This is a genomic window from Burkholderia sp. AU31652, assembly GCF_002223155.1.
GTDB lineage: Bacteria > Pseudomonadota > Gammaproteobacteria > Burkholderiales > Burkholderiaceae > Burkholderia.
On the sequence record NZ_NKFG01000007.1, the window covers coordinates 750972 to 767715 of the forward strand.

Genomic DNA, 16744 nt, shown 5'->3' on the forward strand with positions numbered 1-16744 from the left:
TGTGAAGCGCGGCGCACGTGCGGGCCCTCGCTTACTTCAACCGCGTCGCGATCTCGTTCGCCATCGCCTTCGTCGCGGCCTTCGTCGGCGCATCCGTGGCCAGTGCGTTCAGCAGGCCGAAGTCATGGATGGTGCCGTCGTAGCGCGTGGTCGTCGCATCGACACCCGCCGCGTCGAGCTTGCGGCCGTACGCTTCACCTTCGTCACGCAGCACGTCGAACTGCGCGACCTGGATCAGCGCGGGCGGCAGGCCCTTCAACTGCGCGGTGCTCGCGCGCAGCGGCGACGCGTAGATCTCGTTGCGTTGCGCTTCGTTCTTCGTATAGGCGTCCCAGAACCACTTCATCATCGGCCGCGTCAGGAAGTGCCCTTGCTGATACGCGTTGTACGAACCCGTGTTGAAGTTGTGGTCCGTCACCGGCCACATCAGCCCCTGGAAGCGGATCGCGGGGCCGCCCTTGTCCTTCGCCATCAGCGCCACCACGGCCGCCATGTTCCCGCCGACGCTGTTGCCGACCACCGCGAGGCGGCTGCCGTCGACGCCGATCTCCGCGCCGTGCGCGGCCACCCACTTCGTCGCCGCATACGCCTGGTTGATCGCGACCGGGTAATGCGCTTCCGGCGACGGCGTGTAGTTCACGAACACCGCGACGGCGCCCGATTGCACGACGAGATCGCGCACGAGGCGTTCATGCGTCGGGAAATCGCCGAGCACCCAGCCGCCGCCGTGAATGAACACGAATACCGGCAGCGTGCCCGTCGCGCCTTGCGGGCGCACGATCGTGACCGGCACCGACAGGCCGTCCTGTTCGATCGTGCGGTTCGACACGTCGATGCCCGACAGGTCGACCTTCGTGCCGTTCTGCGCATCGACCAGCACCTGGCGCGCCTTCGCGGGGCTCAACGTTTCGAGGCCCGGGCCCTTCTGGCCGTTCAGCGCAGCGAGGAATGCGCTCGTCGTCGCATCAGGACCGACGGCTTCGGCGCCGGCGGCGAACGCGGCAGGTGCGGTGGACAGTGCGGCTGCCACGGCGGCAGCGATCAGCAGCGGCTTGACGATCTTCATGGTGCAACTCCTTGGTCGAATCTTTGAATGGCGAGGATGGTTGGCAGTGCGATTGATCAGACGAGCGTGAGCGTGACGTCGATGTTGCCGCGCGTCGCGTTCGAGTACGGGCAGACGACGTGTGCGCGATCGATCAGCGTTTGCGCGACATCGCGATCGAGGCCCGGCAGCGAAATCTTCAGTTCGACTTCGATGCCGAAGCCGTTCGGGATCGCGCCGATGCCGACGCTGCCTTCGATCGCGGCGTCCGCGGGGATCGCGATCTTGTCGCGCGCGGCGACGAACTTCATCGCGCCGATGAAGCACGCGCTGTAGCCAGCGGCGAACAGCTGCTCGGGGTTCGCGCCCGCACCGCCCGCGCCGCCAAGCTCGCGCGGCGTGGTCAGCTTCAGGTCGAGGCCGCTTTCGGGCACCGTCGCACGGCCGTCACGGCCGCCGGTGGCTTTTGCATGGGCGCGGTACAGCACTTTTTCGATCGACATGACAGACTCCTTTTTCAGCAAATGAATGAAACAACCTTCGAACCGGGGACCACGTGCCGGCGGCTTCTTCGCCGGCTTCGCATTTGTTTATCTACTCATAGATAGACAAACATCCCCAAAAAATGCAGAGGATCGATTCCTCTGCGCCAACCATCTATCTACTACATGATAGATTACAAGACTCAATAAAAAGGCGGCGAACCGCCTCACTGCTTGCGCCGTCCGTCAGGACCGCGTTTTCCAGACCGCCTCGACGTCCTCGAGACGCGCCCGCGTATGAAACAGCCGGCTGGCCAGCACGCTGCCCTGGAACGCCGCGTACAGCGTGCGCGCCGCCGTGTCAGGCTCGCCGCTGAACTGCAGCGTGCCTTCCTTCGCGCCTTGCGCCAGCAATTCCGCGAGCCAGCGCTCGTTGGCCGTGAAGAACGCCTGCACCGCCTGCCGCACGTTCTCCGGCAGCGTTTCGATGTCGGACGCGAGCATCCCGCACAGGCAGATCAGGTTGCCGTCACCCAGCGTGCGGCCGAACATCTTCGTGTACAGGCTCAGCTTCACGTCGGCCGGCAGCGCCGGATCGATCGCCCGCACGGCCGCGAGGACTTCGTCGCTGTAGGCCGCCACCGCTTCCAGCACCAGATCGTCCTTCGACGGGAAGTAGTAGTGGATGCTCGACGTCTTCACGCCCACCAGGTCGGACAGGTCCCGATAGCTGAAGCCGTTGTAACCGCGCTGCATCATCAGCGTGATTGCATGATCGAGAATCTGTTCGCGGACGGTCGGTTTCGTTTCCATGGATCGAACTTTATCTACTCATAGATAGACAGTCAAGGACTTTTTTAAGGGCGCGATGACCATGCCTGCGAGCCCGCTGCGCAGGGACGACGCCGTTCGCGTGGCCGGGCGGCTTACAACCGGCCTGCAGCACGATCGAATCGATGCGACACTTCACGCCGGGCCACGCGAATCGCGGTGCGGCGTCCATCGGCTGGACGGACGTGCCGGCACACGATGACCGCATCGCATCCGGCCCCGGCATCATCGGCCCGCCCGCTGCGTCGGGCCGCACAAGGAGAACAAGTCGATGTTTTCGTGGTTTGAACGGCGCCTGCCGACTTTCCCGCTCGAAGATCCCGTCACGCCGCCGCGGGGTTTCTTCTCGTTCGTCTGGGCGTGCACGAAAGGCGCGCGCAGCTGGATCCTGCTGATCGCGCTGACGTCGGCCGCACTGGCCGCGTACGAAGCCGCGCTGTTCGCGATGATGGGCCGCGTGGTCGACTGGCTCGCGTCGTCGACGCCGGCCGATTTCGGCGGCCGGCACTTCGGCACGCTCGCCGGGTTCGCGGCGATCCTCGCCGGCAGTGCGCTGCTGATCGCGCTGCATACGATGGTCAAGCACCAGGTGCTCGCGATCAACTTCCCGATGCGGCTGCGCTGGCTGTTTCACCGGCTGATGCTCGACCAGAGCCTGTCGTTCTACGCGAACGAGTTCGCGGGCCGCGTGACGACCAAGATCATGCAGACCGCGCTCGCGGTGCGCGATGCGCTGTTCATGTCGGTCGACGTCGTGATCGGCGTCGCCGCGTACCTGATCGGCATCCTCGCGCTCGCAGCCAGCTTCGACTGGCGGCTGATGATCCCGCTCGCGCTGTGGGCGCTCGGCTACGGCCTGGCGTGCGCGTATTTCGTGCCGCGCCTCGGTGCCGTCGGCAGCCGCCAGGCCGATGCGCGCGCGCTGATGACGGGCCGCATCACCGACGCGTATTCGAACATCACGACCGTGAAGCTGTTCTCGCACACGCGGCGCGAAGCCGACCACGCGCGCCGCGCGATGGAAGCGTTCAAGGCGACCGGCGACGCGCAGATGCGGCTCGTCAGCGCGTTCGAGGTCGTCAATCACCTGCTGTCGACGCTGCTGCTGGTCGGCTCGACCGGCCTCGCGCTGGTGCTGTGGATGCACGGCCAGGTGAGCGCGGGCGTCGTCGCGGCGGTGATCGCGATGGCGCTGCGCCTGTCGAGCTACTCGCACTGGATCATGTGGGAAATGACCGAGCTGTTCGAGAACGTCGGCACGATCCAGGACGGCATCAACACGCTGACGAAGGTGCACAGCGTGGTCGACGCGCCCGACGCGAAGCCGCTCGTGGTGCAGCGCGGCGGGATCGTGTTCGACAACGTGCAGTTCGCGCACGAGGACAACGATCGCGCCGTGTTCGACGGGCTGAACCTGACGATCCGGCCCGGCGAGCGGATCGGCCTGATCGGCCGCTCGGGCGCCGGCAAGTCGACGCTCGTGAACCTGCTGCTGCGCTTCTACGACGTGGGCGGCGGCACGATCCGGATCGACGGGCAGGACATCGCGCACGTGACGCAGGACAGCCTGCGCGGCGCGATCGGGATGGTCACGCAGGATACGTCGCTGCTGCACCGGACAATGCGCGAGAACCTGCTGTACGGGCGCCCCGACGCGACCGAGCGCGAGATGCACGACGCAGCCGTGCGCGCGGAAGCGTCCGAGTTCATCGGCCGGCTGCGCGATCGCCACGGGCGCAGCGGCTACGACGTCGAGGTCGGCGAGCGCGGCGTGAAGCTGTCGGGTGGCCAGCGGCAGCGCGTCGCGATCGCGCGCGTGATGCTCAAGGACGCGCCGATCCTCGTGCTCGACGAGGCGACCAGCGCGCTCGATTCCGAAGTCGAAGTCGCGATCCAGCGCAGCCTCGACGACCTGATGAGCGGCAAGACGGTGATCGCGATCGCGCACCGGCTGTCGACCATCGCGGCGATGGACCGGCTGATCGTGCTCGACGAAGGGCGCATCGTCGAGGAAGGCACGCACCAGCAGTTGCTGCAGGCGGGTGGTATTTACGCGGCGCTGTGGGCGCACCAGAGCGGTGGGTTCCTCGGTGAGACGGCGGATGTGGAAAGCGCGGAGCAGTGAGTCGTGGCGGCATCGCGATCAGCGGCGGATTCGGCCGCGATCGCTTTGCCGTCAGCCGAACCTCGTCGCCCGGTATCCTGCCGCACGACGCAGATACAAGGAACCGTTATGACCACGCGACCGGATATCGCCACTGCGCTCGACGCGCCCGATTCGGTGCTCGAGGAAGACGAGCAGCGATTCGTGAACCAGATTCGCCAGCACGGATGGTTCCGCACGGAAGTGTTCGCGGAAGGGGACGATCCCGGGTTCTCGTTCACGACCGGGCTGTGGGTCAACCACGGTTTTCCGGAAATCATCGTGTTCTCGTTGCCGGCGCGCATCGTCCACGACGTGCTGTGGGACGTCTACCGGATGGTCGCGGCCGGTATGCCCCCTCCGGTCGGCGAAGTCACCGCATCCCTCTACTCCCATGCGAACGCGCTCCTCATGCCGGTCGAGAAAGCGCACTACGAAGCCCATCTCGGCTGGAATCGATGGTTCTACGGCAACGACGACTTCCCGTGCGTCCAGTTGCTGTGGCCCGACCGCAACGGCATCTTTCCGTGGCAGCCCGAAGCGGATGACACGTTGAATGCCGCACAGCCGCGGCTGTTCGCATCGGGCGACGCTCGCCACTGATCTGCGCACGGGATCGTGCGGCACGCCCGTCGCGATGCGCGGGTGGCCCGCCCGTGCCGCCCATTCGTTGCGCGCGCATCCATCTCCGCGCCGCCTCATAACGATCCGACAATTTATTGGTTCCCTCGACGATGCGCCGTCCGTATCGTTCACCGACTCGTCAGACCAATCGACCAACGGGGGAATCCAACAATGAAACAGATCCGTTCATTCGCACTGCTCGCGCTGCCGGCCGCGCTCTACGCCGCCGGCGCGCACGCACAAAGCAGCGTCACGCTGTACGGCATCGTCGATGCGGGCATCGCGTACGTGCACAACGCGCAGAACGCGAACGGCAGCAACGCGTCGAGCCTCGTCAAGTTCAGCAGCGGCAACCTGTCGGGCAGCCGCTGGGGGCTGCGCGGCACCGAGGATCTCGGCGGTGGCCTGGCGGCGCTGTTCCAGCTCGAGAATGGCTTCAACATCGGCACCGGCGCGCTCGGCCAGGGCGGGCGCGAATTCGGCCGCAAGGCCATCGTCGGCCTCGCGAGCAGCACGTACGGCACCGTCACGCTCGGCCGCCAGTACGATCCGGTCGTCGATCTCGTACAGGGTCTTACGCAGGACAACTACTTCGGCGGCGTGTTCGCGACGCCGGGCGACCTCGACAACTACGACAACAGCCTGCGCGTCAGCAACTCGGTGAAATACACGAGCCCGCTGATCTCGGGCTTCCAGTTCGAAGGCCTGTACGGCTTCGGCGGCGTGGCGGGCGCCACCGGCAGCGGCCGCACGTACAGCTTCGGCGCAAGCTATGCGAACGGCCCGCTGTCGCTCGGCGCCGGCTTCTTCTACGCGAACGGCGGCTCCACCGCGGCGAACGGCGTGCGCACGTGGTCGAGCAGCTCGGACACGCTGTTCAACACCGTGATCAACCAGGGCTTCTCGAGCGCGAAGTCGATTCAGATCGTGCGCGTGGCCGGCCAGTACGTGGCCGGTCCCGCCACCTTCGGCCTCGCGTATTCGAACACGCAGTACGGCGCGGACACGCTGTCGGCGTTCACCCAGAACGCGAAGTTCAACAACGGCTCGGCGTTCTTCAACTGGCAGTTCTCGCCGGCGCTGCGCGCGGGCGTTGGCTACAACTACACGTCGCTGACGGGGCCGAGTTCCGCGCACTACAACCAGGTCAACCTTGGCGCGGACTACGCGCTGTCGAAACGCACCGACCTGTATGCACTGTTCGGCTACCAGAAGGCGAGCGGCAACACGCTCAACGCGAACGGCGCGGTCGTGAAGGCCGCCGCGTCGGTCGGCTCGTACGGCGTGAACTCCGGCACCGATACGCAGGAACTCGCGATCGTCGGGATTCGCCACAAGTTCTGATCGCGTCGCCGCACGGCGGCAACGACGACGGCCGGCAGGCGCGCACCTCGGTGCGAGCCTGTGGCGTTTACACTGTCGCGATCCCGTTCCGCACGACACAAGGAGGCCGGCATGCTGACCGTATGGGGACGCCGCAATGCATTCAACGTCCAGAAGGTGATGTGGCTCGTCGACGAGCTCGCGCTTGCGCATCGGCACGTGCCGGCCGGCGGGCAGTTCGGCGTACTCGACACGCCCGCGTTTCTCGCAATGAACCCGCACGGACGCATACCCGTGATCGACGATGGCGGCACGTTCGTCTGGGAATCGCACAGCATCCTGCGCTACCTCGCCGCGCGTTACGGACGCCCCGGCTTCTGGCACGACGACCCCGCCGAACAGTCGCGCGCCGACCGCTGGATGGACTGGTCGCAAACCACGTTGCAGCCGACGTTCCTGAACGGCGTGTTCCGGGGCTACTTCCGGACGCCGCCCGAGCAGCGCGACACGGTGCGCGTCGAGCAAAGCATCGCGCAGTGCGCGCAGCACTTCCAGGCGCTCGACGCGGCGCTGGCCGCGCAGCCGTTTCTCGCGGGCGACACGCTCACGCTCGCCGACATCGCGGCCGGCACGCACCTGTATCGCTACTTCGAACTCGACATCGCACGACCGGACATCCCGCACGTGCAAGCGTGGTACGAGCGGCTGAAAGCGCGGCCCGCGTATCGCACGCACGTGATGATTCCGTTCGACGACCTGCGCGGGCGGCTCGATTAGCAGGTGTACGGCGGCAGCGAGTCCGGCCGCAAACACCGCCTAATGTCGCCGCATTCCACCGAATCCGCTCACCCCGCCGAACTGATGCATGCCGCCGAATCCGTGGCCGACGGTGCCGGCCGGAAACGCACCGTGGTGAAAACCGGCACCGATCGGCATGCCGACGCGGTGATGGTCCACCCCGTTGAAGTGGACGACGTGATCGAAGTGGTGGAAATGATGGAAGCGGTGGAAGCGATCGATGAACACGAAGCCCACACCTGCGCCGATGAAAAGCGGCGGCCCCCAGTACCCCAGGTCCGCATACGGATAGTCCGCTGCCGGATACCATAAAACACTACCATCGGCGCTCTGCACGAACTGCCATGTGCCATCGTCCTGCAGGCACGCACGCCCGACGATTTGCTGCTCGGTGCCGTCGATGTTCGCTCGCGCGACGACCGCCCGGCAGTTCGTCGTCTCGTCCGCCAGATCGTTGTACGTTTGCGCAAAGACCGCCGCGGAACAGCCGAGACAGACGATACCTATCCCGTATCGAAACCAGTTGCACATGATCGGCTCCTGCCTGATTGCCCCCGACCACTCGATCGCGGGCGCGGCTGACGGCGCCCGGCAGATCGGATTGCTCGCGCACGATTCACCGTGCGGTGCTCACGCGCCGCCGCATCGTGCAGGGTCTCCTGCCGGCTAAACGATGCAGCGCGCGGGCTTATTCCAGGGGTCTGGTGCGAATGATCGACGCGGGAACCGTCGATTGGCGCCCGGCCTAGCGCCTGGCGCAGCGGTAGGCCGCCGCTGCCGTGATCCCGAATACCAGATGGGCCACGAGTGTGATCGCGCCACGAACCGGAATGAACCACGGGAAGATCGCGGTGAACGCGTACAGGTTGACGCCGTACAGAATGAGGCCGAACCCACCGCCCACGAAGAGCGAGGCCGCGAGCGACAGGTTGCGAATCGCCTTCGCCAGCACGGCCGCATAGACCAGCGACAGCACCATATGCACGAGGGTCGCCACCGCCATGACGAGCGGATCGAAGCCGGCGGACGCGCCGAGCACGCCGCGCCCCATCACGATGGCTGCCGTGAGGCGTGTGTCGCGCAGCAGGTTCCCGAGCGCGTCGTCGCCGACGATCGGCCAGAGCAGCAGCTCGATGACGGTCGAACCGACCGCCGCACCGAACGCTGCCCAGAGAACCGGGACGACACTGGCTCGTTTCAATTGACGCTCCCGTCGCAACCGGCCGATGCATCGAAGCGACTTGCACCCCACCCGCTCCGGCGCCGGCCGCACAGCGCGTGCCGGTGAACCGGAACCCGAACCGGGCAGCCACGCAAAATTACGACGCTCCTTCGCAATCCGACCAGTAAGCGAAAGGATCGCGATGTTTCGGATAGTTCTCGTCCAGCCATTTCAACAACGTCGCCCGCGCGTTGTCCATGTCGGCTTTCAGCGACGAGGTCGTCAGTTCGTGCACTTCGATGGACTTTTCGCGATCGATCACGAAGCAGTTCCAGTCGGGACCGTCGAGATCCGGATCGTCGGACGCCTTCGACGACTTGCCCCAGCCCAATCCCTTGCGTGCGTCGATGTAGTACCGCGGATGCACTTTCAGATACGACATTTCGCCGCCCTGCAGGCTGCTCTCCGCGCGCAGCACGTCGTGTCCGTCGACGATTTGCGTGACTTCCGGCAGCCGGCGCGCTCGCCAACCGACGGGCAGCGTCGCGATGGCCTTGACGCTGTCGTACATCCCCCACTCCAGCCCCCATGCTTCGGCCATGCGCTTCATGAACGCGTTCGCATTCGGATAGCCGCGCAACTGGATCCGGGTCGACAGCGTGACCTCGATACCGCCGCGGCCGCCCGTGCCGGCGGATGCATCGTCCGCGCTCGCTTCGAACGGATTGCCAGGACGCGACGCGCGCGTCGCATCCGTGGGCGCCATGCCCGAAAACAGCTGGTCGAGCGCGGCACGCGCTTTCGACGACTTGTCCGGCTTGTTCATTGTTGACCTCGCTTGCATCCGCACGGATGCATCCCTTTTCGAATCTCGTTCATCTCTCCACCTCATCGTTTTTCGCGGTCGCATTGTCGTCGATCCGGCGGCCCGAGCCTAGTGCCGCGTATCGCACAACGCTTTTTCGCTGCCACAGCTACCGTGGCGGGCCGACACGATACCCTAGCCAGGGCTAGCCGCCTGCCCCCACCGCCGCCCGCATCCGCTCCATCAACGCCAGCACCTCAGGCCGATTCTCCCCCTTCGCATGCACGAAGTAATACCTGAGCACCGAATCGACTTCGTGCGGGCTCACGCGCACGAGTTCGCTGCGCTTGAGATAGGCGTCGGCGAGCGGTACCCGCGCCAGCGCCACGCCGAGCCCGGCCTCGGCGGCGGCCAGCACGAGGTTGTAATCCTCGAAACGGCGATCCTGCGCGCGCGGCTTGAACGGCACGCCCAATGCATCGAACCACGTGCGCCAGCCGGTCACGTCGGAATCGTGCAGCAACGGCATGTCGAGCAACGCGGCATCGCCGCGCCGGCGGCGCTCCTTCGCCAGTTGCGCGGCGAGCCGCGGATGCGCGACCGGATAGAGCCGCTCCGGCATGAACGCGCGGGTTTCGAGCTGACGCCAGTTGCCGCGCCCGTACCGGACCGACAGGTCCGCTTCGCCGCCGGCGATATCCACGTTGCGCAGATCGATGCCGAGTTCGATCCGCAATGCGGGCGCCTCGCTCTCGAGCACATGCTGGCGCTCGAACAGCCAGAGCTGCGCGAAGGCCGGCACCACGCTCATCCTGACCAGCCGCGGCGTACGCGGCGAGCGCCACTGATCGGCCGCACTGTCGATGATCGCGAACGCCTGCTCGATCCGGCCGACGAAGCGCTGGCCGTCCGGCGTGAGACGCACGCCGCGCGCATGACGTTCGAACAACCTCAGGCCGAGCCAGTTTTCGACAGCGGCCACCCGCCGGCTGATCGCGCCGTGCGTCACGCCGGAGACGTCGGCCGCAGCCAGGAACGAACCCTCGCGCGCGACCGTGCACACCGTCTCGAGGCTCGCGAGCGGCGGCCGCGAACCCGGCGCCGGCACGGCGGCGGGCGACCCCGCTGGTGCGCGCTTCGCGCGGGTTGAAGCATCGGCCGGCCGCCGGCTCGAGCTGTGAGTCATGGTCATATCTGCGTGCTGATCTGTGCGCTAGCTTAGCATCTTGCCACGCCGCATCATTGCCGCATGAACACGCTCTCCACCCCGTCGTCGCGCCATGCGCGACAGCCGCTGATCGCGGCCGGCGCGGTCGCCTTCACGATCGTTTCGTGGGCGTCCGCTTTCCCGTTCATCCGGATCGGCCTGCATGGCCTGACACCGCTGCAGCTCGCGGCGGCGCGCTTCGCCACCGCGGCCGTGCTGATCATCGCGTGGCTGATCGCGAAGCGGCCGCGCGTGCCGACACGCGGCGACGCACTGCGCTTCCTGCTGTGCGGCTTTCTCGGCATCGCGCTCTACAACGCGCTGCTCAATACCGGCGAGCAGACCGTCTCGGCCGGCGCGGCGAGCTTCATCGTGAACACGCTGCCGATCTTCACGGCGCTGCTGGCCGCCGTGTTTCTGGGCGAGCGCTTCAATCGCCGGGGCTGGCTCGGGTCGCTGGTCAGCCTCGCCGGCATCGCGGTGATCGCGCGCGGGCAACCGGGCGGCCTCGTCCTCGGCGCGGGCAGCACGCTGATTCTCGGCGCGGCCCTGTGTTCGGCCAGCTATTTCGTGCTGCAACGGCGGCTGATTCCGGTGTACGGCGCGCTGGCCTGCACCGCGTACACGCTGCTGGCCGGCGCACTGCTGCTCACGCCGTGGCTGCCGGGCGCACTCGTGGCGCTGGGCAGCGGGTCGCGCGACACGACGCTGGCGGTGCTGACGCTCGGCATCTTCCCCGCCGCGCTCGGTTACGCGACCTGGACATTCGCACTCGGCTACTTCGGCGCGGCGCGCGCCGCCAACTTCCTCTACCTGACGCCGGCGGTCGCGACGGTCCTGTCGATGGCGCTGACGGGCGAGCGGCCCGGTATCGAGACGGTGTGCGGCGGCCTGCTGGCGATTGCCGGCGTGATCTTCGTCGCGTTGCGCGGACGTTCGTAGGATCGCAGACGCTTCGGGCCGGCGATCCGCCAGCGAGCCGGTCGTGATGAACCCCGGCATCTGCAAAGCGAAATGCGTCGTGTGGGCTGTCGACTCGCACCCGTTCGCCGACGCTGCCGGACTTGACCGTTAGTTGCGTTAATACAAGGACATCGCTCCCGATGAAGCAGGGCCCCGCAACCGGATGCGCAATCGAAATCGTCCAAACTGTGCAGACAAATCGACCGAACAGTTCCGGATTGACCGCACGTCAGTGTGCATGGCTTCGCCCGGGCCACCGGCCGAATAATGGATGCGGCCGTAAGGCCGTCGACAGCGAATCGCAGCCTGTGGCCTGCCGCGGCGCACGATTTCCGGCATCCGGCGCCTCCGAATTTCACGCGCCGGCCGTACTGCGCCCGCCCCGCTACGCGATTCGCTGCAGCGCGCAAAATCGGCTTCATATATATTCATACGAATTGCACCGAATCAGGCCCCGATTCGCCCGCTCGTCCGGGCGGCATGTCGAGGGGCCGGACGCGATGCAAGTGAAGCCCATGATGGGTATGGAGACTCGTCCGATCGCCCCGACCTCGCCGTCGGCCGGTCGAGACGTCAATAGAAAGACATTCAAATCGGAGATGGCAGATGGAACGAAGCACTGTCGGCATGCGCTGCAAACCCCTGATCACCGTCGCACTGGCTGCCGCCGCATTCGCGGCCGCGTCGACCGCGATGGCCGACCAGGTCGTCAAGATCGGCAGCGTCGAACCGACGACGGGCGGCATCTCGCACCTCGGCAAGGACAACGAGAACGGTGCGCGCCTCGCGGTCGAGGAAATCAATGCGAAGGGGCTCACGATCGGCGGCAAGAAGATCACGCTGCAACTCGATGCGCAGGATGACGCGGCCGACCCGCGCCAGGCCACCCAGGTCGCGCAGAAGCTCGTCGACGACAAGGTCGTCGCCGTCATCGGCCACCTGAACTCGGGCACGTCGATCCCGGCGTCGAAGATCTACAGCGACGCGGGCATCGTGCAGATCTCGCCGTCGGCCACGAACCCGACCTACACGCAGCAAGGCTTCAAGACGACCTACCGCGTCGTCGCGACCGACGCGCAGCAGGGCCCTGCACTCGCGAGCTACGCGCAGTCGAAGGGCGTGAAGACCGTGGCGGTGATCGACGATTCGACCGCGTACGGCCAGGGCCTCGCGAACGAGTTCGAGAAGAAGGCGAAGGCGCTCGGCCTAAAGGTACTGTCGCACGACGCGACCAACGACAAGGCGGTCGACTTCCGCGCGATTCTGACCAAGGTCAAGGGCGAGAACCCGGACGCGATCATGTACGGCGGCATGGACGCCACCGGCGGCCCGCTTGCGAAGCAGGCGAAGCAGCTCGGCCTGCGCGCGAAGATCCTGTCCGGCGACGGCGTGTGCACCGACTCGCTGGCCGAGCTGGCCGGCCCGGCGGCCGACAACGTGCTGTGCTCGCAGGCCGGCGCCGCGCTCGAGAAGATGCCGGGCGGCGCGGACTTCCTCGCGAAATACCAGAAGCGCTTCAACCAGGGCATCAAGTTCGATGCGCCGTTCGCGTATGACGCGGTCTACATCGCGGTCGACGCGATGAAGCGCGCGAACTCGACCGATCCGGCGAAGATCCTCGCGGCGATGCCGGCGACGAAGTACGAAGGCGTGATCGGCACGACGACGTTCGATTCGAAGGGCGACCTGACGCACGGGATCATCTCGATCTACGGCTACAAGAGCGGCAAGAAGACCTTCCTCGACCAGGTGAAGATGTAACCCGCCGCTGCGCCGGTGCGACGGGAACGCCACCCGTCGGCGCCGGCGCCGCGCGGGCCGAATTCTGATTCACGGAGACGAAGCATCATGTGCGCAATGGCGTATGCGGAATTTCAACAGGAGTTGAAGAAGGCACAGCTGACGGCGCGCGAGTTCGCCCGCCTGATCCGGATGAACGAAAGCTCGATCACGAACTATTCGAGCAAGGGCACGGTTCCTTCCCACCTCGCGGTCATCGCGAAACTGATCGGCACGATGGCGGCGCACGAGATCGATTTCCGGCGCGTGATCCGGCAGATGCGGATCGAACCGAAACGGCCGCGCGGCGGCGGTGCGTTTCCTGCGGTGGAAAAACCACGTTCCAGAAAAACGGCGAAAGCCGACGCCTGAGCACAGGCATGCGTCGACGACGGCACGGGGCTTGCCGCTCGACGCTGAATCGAATGTCATCTCACGGGCAACGCGACACGCGACGCCCGACCCATCACCCCACCGCCCGCATGTGATCGAGCAGCGCCTGCAACGGATGGCGCACCTGCTTCGACGACATCCGCTTCACCTGGCTGCGGCACGAATAGCCGGTCGCCAGCGCCTCGCCTTCGTCCTCCGGCCCGTCCACGTGTGACGCCCACGACTGCGCATAGATCGTCTTCGACGTCGCGAGATTGCGCGCCTCGTGCCCGTAGGTACCCGACATCCCGCAGCACCCGGTCGACTCGACCTTCAACCGCAGCCCGTGCCGCGCGAATACCTGGGCCCATTGCTTGCCGCTGTCGGGCGCATTGGTCTTCTCGGTGCAGTGCGGCAGCAACCGGTACGACGTGGGCACGCCGCCGACACCGTCGCCAGTACCAGCCTCCGGCAACGCCTGCAGCAACCACTCCTGCGGCAGCGCAACTTTCGGCACATCGGTGAGCCCCGTCACCTTCAGGTACTCCTGCCGATACGTGAGCGTCATCGCCGGATCGAGGCCGACCAGCGCGACACCCGAGCGCGCCAGCGCGGCCAGCTGCGTCGCATTGCGGATCGCCGCCTGCTCGAACGCGCGCAGGAAGCCCTGCACATGCAGCGCCTTGCCGTTCGGCGCGAGCGGCGCGAGCCACACTTGAAAACCCATGCGCGCCGCCAGTTCGATCAGCGTCGCCAGTTGCTCGGTATCGAAGTAGCGCGTGAAGGTGTCCTGCACGATGACGACGCTGCGTGCGCGCTGCGCGTCGCTCAACGCGGCGAGCGCCTGCGGATCGGCCGGCTTCACCTGCCATTGACGGATCACCGCCGCGAGATCGAAGCGGCTCAGCAGCGGACTGTCGACCATGCCGACGTGCCGCTCCAGCACCGCGCGCACCCATCCCGAGCGCATCAGCCCGTTGTACAGCGCGGGCACCCGCGCCATCCACGGCATCGTGAATTCGAGCGAGCCGATCAGGTAGTCGCGCAGCGGCCGCAGGTAGCGCTGGTGATACAGCTCGAGGAAACGCGAGCGAAACTCCGGCACGTTCACCTTCACCGGGCACTGCCCCGCGCACGACTTGCACGCGAGGCATCCGGCCATCGCGTCGTACACCTCGTGCGAGAAATCGGCTTCGCCGTTGCGCGCCGCACGGCTGTTGCGCCAGCGCGTGGCAAGACCGCCCAGGAACGGCTGCCGCGCACGCGCCGCCGCGACGACGTCGACGCCGGCCTGCCCTTGCAGGCGCAACCATTCGCGCATCAGCGACGCACGCCCCTTCGGCGATTGCACGCGTTCGCGCGTCGCCTTCCACGACGGGCACATCGCGTCGTCCGGATCGAAGTTGTAGCACGCGCCATTGCCGTTGCAGTGCATCGCGGTGCCGTAGCTCTGCCACACGCGCTCGTCGATCTGCCGGTCGTGGTCGCCGCGCGTCGGCACTTCGTCGATCTTCAGCAGCCGCATCGTGTTTTCCGGCGGCGTCGCGATCTTGCCCGGGTTGAACTGGTTGTGCGGATCGAACGCGGCCTTCAGTTGCTGCAGCGACGGATACAGCTCGCCGAAGAATGCCGGCGCATATTCGGAGCGCACGCCCTTGCCGTGCTCGCCCCACAACAGGCCGCCGTGGCGCTGCGTGAGCTCGGCCACCGCATCCGATACGGGCCGCACCAGCGCCGCCTGCTTCGGGTCCTTCATGTCGAGCGCCGGCCGCACGTGCAGCACACCGGCATCGACGTGCCCGAACATCCCGTATTGCAGCCCGTGGCCGTCGAGCAGCGCGCGGAATTCGGCGATGTACGCGGCGAGGTTCTCGGGCGGCACCGCAGTGTCCTCGACGAACGGCTGCGGGCGCGCCTCGCCCTGCACGTTGCCGAGCAGGCCCACCGCGCGCTTGCGCATCGCATACACGCGCTTCACCGCGTCGTCGCCGGCCGCGAGCGTGTGCCCCAGGCGCTCCACGCTCGCATCGGTGCGCAGATGGTCGACGAACGCGCGCACGCGTGCATCGACGTCCTCCGCATCGTCGCCGCTGAATTCGATCAGGTTGATGCCGAGCGTCGGCCGGGCGTCGTCCTGCGGGAAATACTCGGCCACGCTGCTCCACACGAAGTCCTTCATCGCCAGCATCAGCACCTTCGAGTCGACCGTCTCGATCGACAGCGGCTGGTGCGCGAGCAGCGCACGGGCATCGCGCAACGCGTCCATGAAGCCCGCATAGCGCACGTTGACCAGCACCGAGTACTTCGGGATCGGCAGCACGTTGAGCTTCGCCTCGACGACGAAGCCGAGCGAGCCTTCCGCGCCGCACAGCACGCTGTTCAGGTTGAAGCGGCCGTCCGGTTCGCGCAGGTGCGCGAGGTCGTAGCCGGTCAGGCAGCGGTTGAGCTTCGGAAACTTCGCTTCGATCAGCGCCGCCTTGTCGTCGCTGATGCGCCGCGCGGTGCGGTAGACCTTGCCGATGCGGTCCTCGCGCGCGCAGCGGCGCTCGAGCTCGTCGTCCGCGAGTGCTTCGCTGTGCAGCTGCTCTCCGCCCATCAGCACGAAATCGAGCTCGAGCACGTGGTCGCGCGTCTTGCCGTACGTGCAGCTGCCCTGCCCGCTCGCGTCGGTGTTGATCATTCCGCCGACGGTCGCGCGGTTCGACGTCGACAGTTCCGGCGCGAAGAACAGCCCGTGCGGCTTCAGCGCCGCGTTGAGCTGATCCTTGACGACGCCCGCCTGCACGCGCACCCAGCGCTGCTCGACGTCGATTTCGAGGATCCGGTTCATGTTGCGCGACAGGTCGACGACCACGCCGTCGGTCAGCGACTGCCCGTTAGTGCCCGTGCCGCCGCCGCGCGCGGCCACCGCGACGTCGCGATGCGCGGGCTCGGCGAGCAGCCGTGCCAGCAGCCGGACGTCGTCCGCATGCGCGGGGCAGATCACCGCTTGCGGCAGGCGCTGGTAGATCGAGTTGTCGGTGGCCTGCACCGTCCGGTTCGCATGGTCCGCGCGGATTTCCCCGGCAAATCCGGCGGCCTGCAGCGCGGCGAGAAAATCACGGTACGCATGCGCGGGCGGGCTGGCGGGACGGGGCAACGAGGCGATCGACATGGGTAAAGGCGGCAGTGTGGGTGGAACCGGCCGGCTCGCGCGGCTGAAACATGATT

Annotated in this window: 15 protein-coding genes; 7 read left to right on the forward strand and 8 right to left on the reverse strand. The window is 66.7% G+C overall.

Features of this window, described 5'->3' with window-relative positions:
* Positions 1-31: 31 nt before the first annotated feature.
* From CFB40_RS35125 to CFB40_RS35135, 3 genes are all read right to left on the reverse strand, one after another.
* Positions 32-1066, reverse strand: a complete 1035-nt coding sequence (locus tag CFB40_RS35125) for an alpha/beta hydrolase (RefSeq protein ID WP_089433932.1) — start codon at positions 1064-1066, stop codon at positions 32-34.
* A gap of 56 nt (positions 1067-1122) precedes the next feature.
* Positions 1123-1548: an organic hydroperoxide resistance protein gene (locus tag CFB40_RS35130; protein ID WP_046547194.1), complete on the reverse strand. Its 426-nt coding sequence runs from the start codon at positions 1546-1548 to the stop codon at positions 1123-1125.
* 225 nt (positions 1549-1773) lie between these two features.
* On the reverse strand, positions 1774-2340 hold the full coding sequence (locus CFB40_RS35135; RefSeq protein WP_089429988.1) for a TetR/AcrR family transcriptional regulator: 567 nt from the start codon (positions 2338-2340) through the stop codon (positions 1774-1776).
* A 289-nt stretch (positions 2341-2629) separates the two neighbouring features.
* On the opposite strand from CFB40_RS35135, the gene CFB40_RS35140 reads away from it, so the two are divergent.
* The 4 genes from CFB40_RS35140 to CFB40_RS35155 all read left to right on the forward strand — a co-directional run bounded on the left by CFB40_RS35140 (position 2630) and on the right by CFB40_RS35155 (position 7225).
* On the forward strand, positions 2630-4483 hold the full coding sequence (locus CFB40_RS35140) for an ABC transporter ATP-binding protein (RefSeq protein WP_089433933.1): 1854 nt from the start codon (positions 2630-2632) through the stop codon (positions 4481-4483).
* A 108-nt stretch (positions 4484-4591) separates the two neighbouring features.
* Positions 4592-5104, forward strand: coding sequence for a DUF4262 domain-containing protein (locus CFB40_RS35145; RefSeq protein ID WP_089433934.1), 513 nt, complete (start codon positions 4592-4594; stop codon positions 5102-5104).
* A gap of 192 nt (positions 5105-5296) precedes the next feature.
* Positions 5297-6469: a porin gene (locus tag CFB40_RS35150; RefSeq protein WP_089430000.1), complete on the forward strand. Its 1173-nt coding sequence runs from the start codon at positions 5297-5299 to the stop codon at positions 6467-6469.
* Between the two features lie 111 nt (positions 6470-6580).
* Entirely contained in the window at positions 6581-7225 is a 645-nt protein-coding gene (locus CFB40_RS35155; RefSeq protein WP_089430001.1) for a glutathione S-transferase family protein, read from the forward strand.
* Positions 7226-7264: 39 nt separating this feature from the next.
* Here the strand turns inward: CFB40_RS35155 and CFB40_RS35160 are convergent, their stop codons facing one another.
* The 4 genes from CFB40_RS35160 to CFB40_RS35175 form a co-directional block, all read right to left on the reverse strand.
* Entirely contained in the window at positions 7265-7777 is a 513-nt protein-coding gene (locus CFB40_RS35160) for a hypothetical protein (RefSeq protein ID WP_089433935.1), read from the reverse strand.
* Positions 7778-7991: 214 nt separating this feature from the next.
* Positions 7992-8447, reverse strand: a complete 456-nt coding sequence (locus CFB40_RS35165) for a sodium:proline symporter (protein ID WP_089433936.1) — start codon at positions 8445-8447, stop codon at positions 7992-7994.
* Between the two features lie 118 nt (positions 8448-8565).
* Positions 8566-9234, reverse strand: coding sequence for a nitroreductase (locus CFB40_RS35170; protein WP_089430004.1), 669 nt, complete (start codon positions 9232-9234; stop codon positions 8566-8568).
* A 184-nt stretch (positions 9235-9418) separates the two neighbouring features.
* Positions 9419-10405: a LysR substrate-binding domain-containing protein gene (locus CFB40_RS35175; RefSeq protein ID WP_089433937.1), complete on the reverse strand. Its 987-nt coding sequence runs from the start codon at positions 10403-10405 to the stop codon at positions 9419-9421.
* Between the two features lie 57 nt (positions 10406-10462).
* On the opposite strand from CFB40_RS35175, the gene CFB40_RS35180 reads away from it, so the two are divergent.
* From CFB40_RS35180 to CFB40_RS35190, 3 genes are all read left to right on the forward strand, one after another.
* Positions 10463-11362, forward strand: a complete 900-nt coding sequence (locus CFB40_RS35180; protein ID WP_089433938.1) for a DMT family transporter — start codon at positions 10463-10465, stop codon at positions 11360-11362.
* Positions 11363-11989: 627 nt separating this feature from the next.
* Positions 11990-13144, forward strand: a complete 1155-nt coding sequence (locus tag CFB40_RS35185; protein ID WP_089433939.1) for a branched-chain amino acid ABC transporter substrate-binding protein — start codon at positions 11990-11992, stop codon at positions 13142-13144.
* Between the two features lie 87 nt (positions 13145-13231).
* Entirely contained in the window at positions 13232-13534 is a 303-nt protein-coding gene (locus tag CFB40_RS35190) for a DNA-binding protein (protein WP_089430008.1), read from the forward strand.
* Positions 13535-13628: 94 nt separating this feature from the next.
* Here the strand turns inward: CFB40_RS35190 and ydiJ are convergent, their stop codons facing one another.
* Positions 13629-16688 (reverse strand): D-2-hydroxyglutarate dehydrogenase YdiJ, encoded by a 3060-nt coding sequence (gene ydiJ / locus CFB40_RS35195; protein ID WP_089433940.1) that lies wholly within the window; start codon positions 16686-16688, stop codon positions 13629-13631.
* Positions 16689-16744 lie beyond the last annotated feature (56 nt).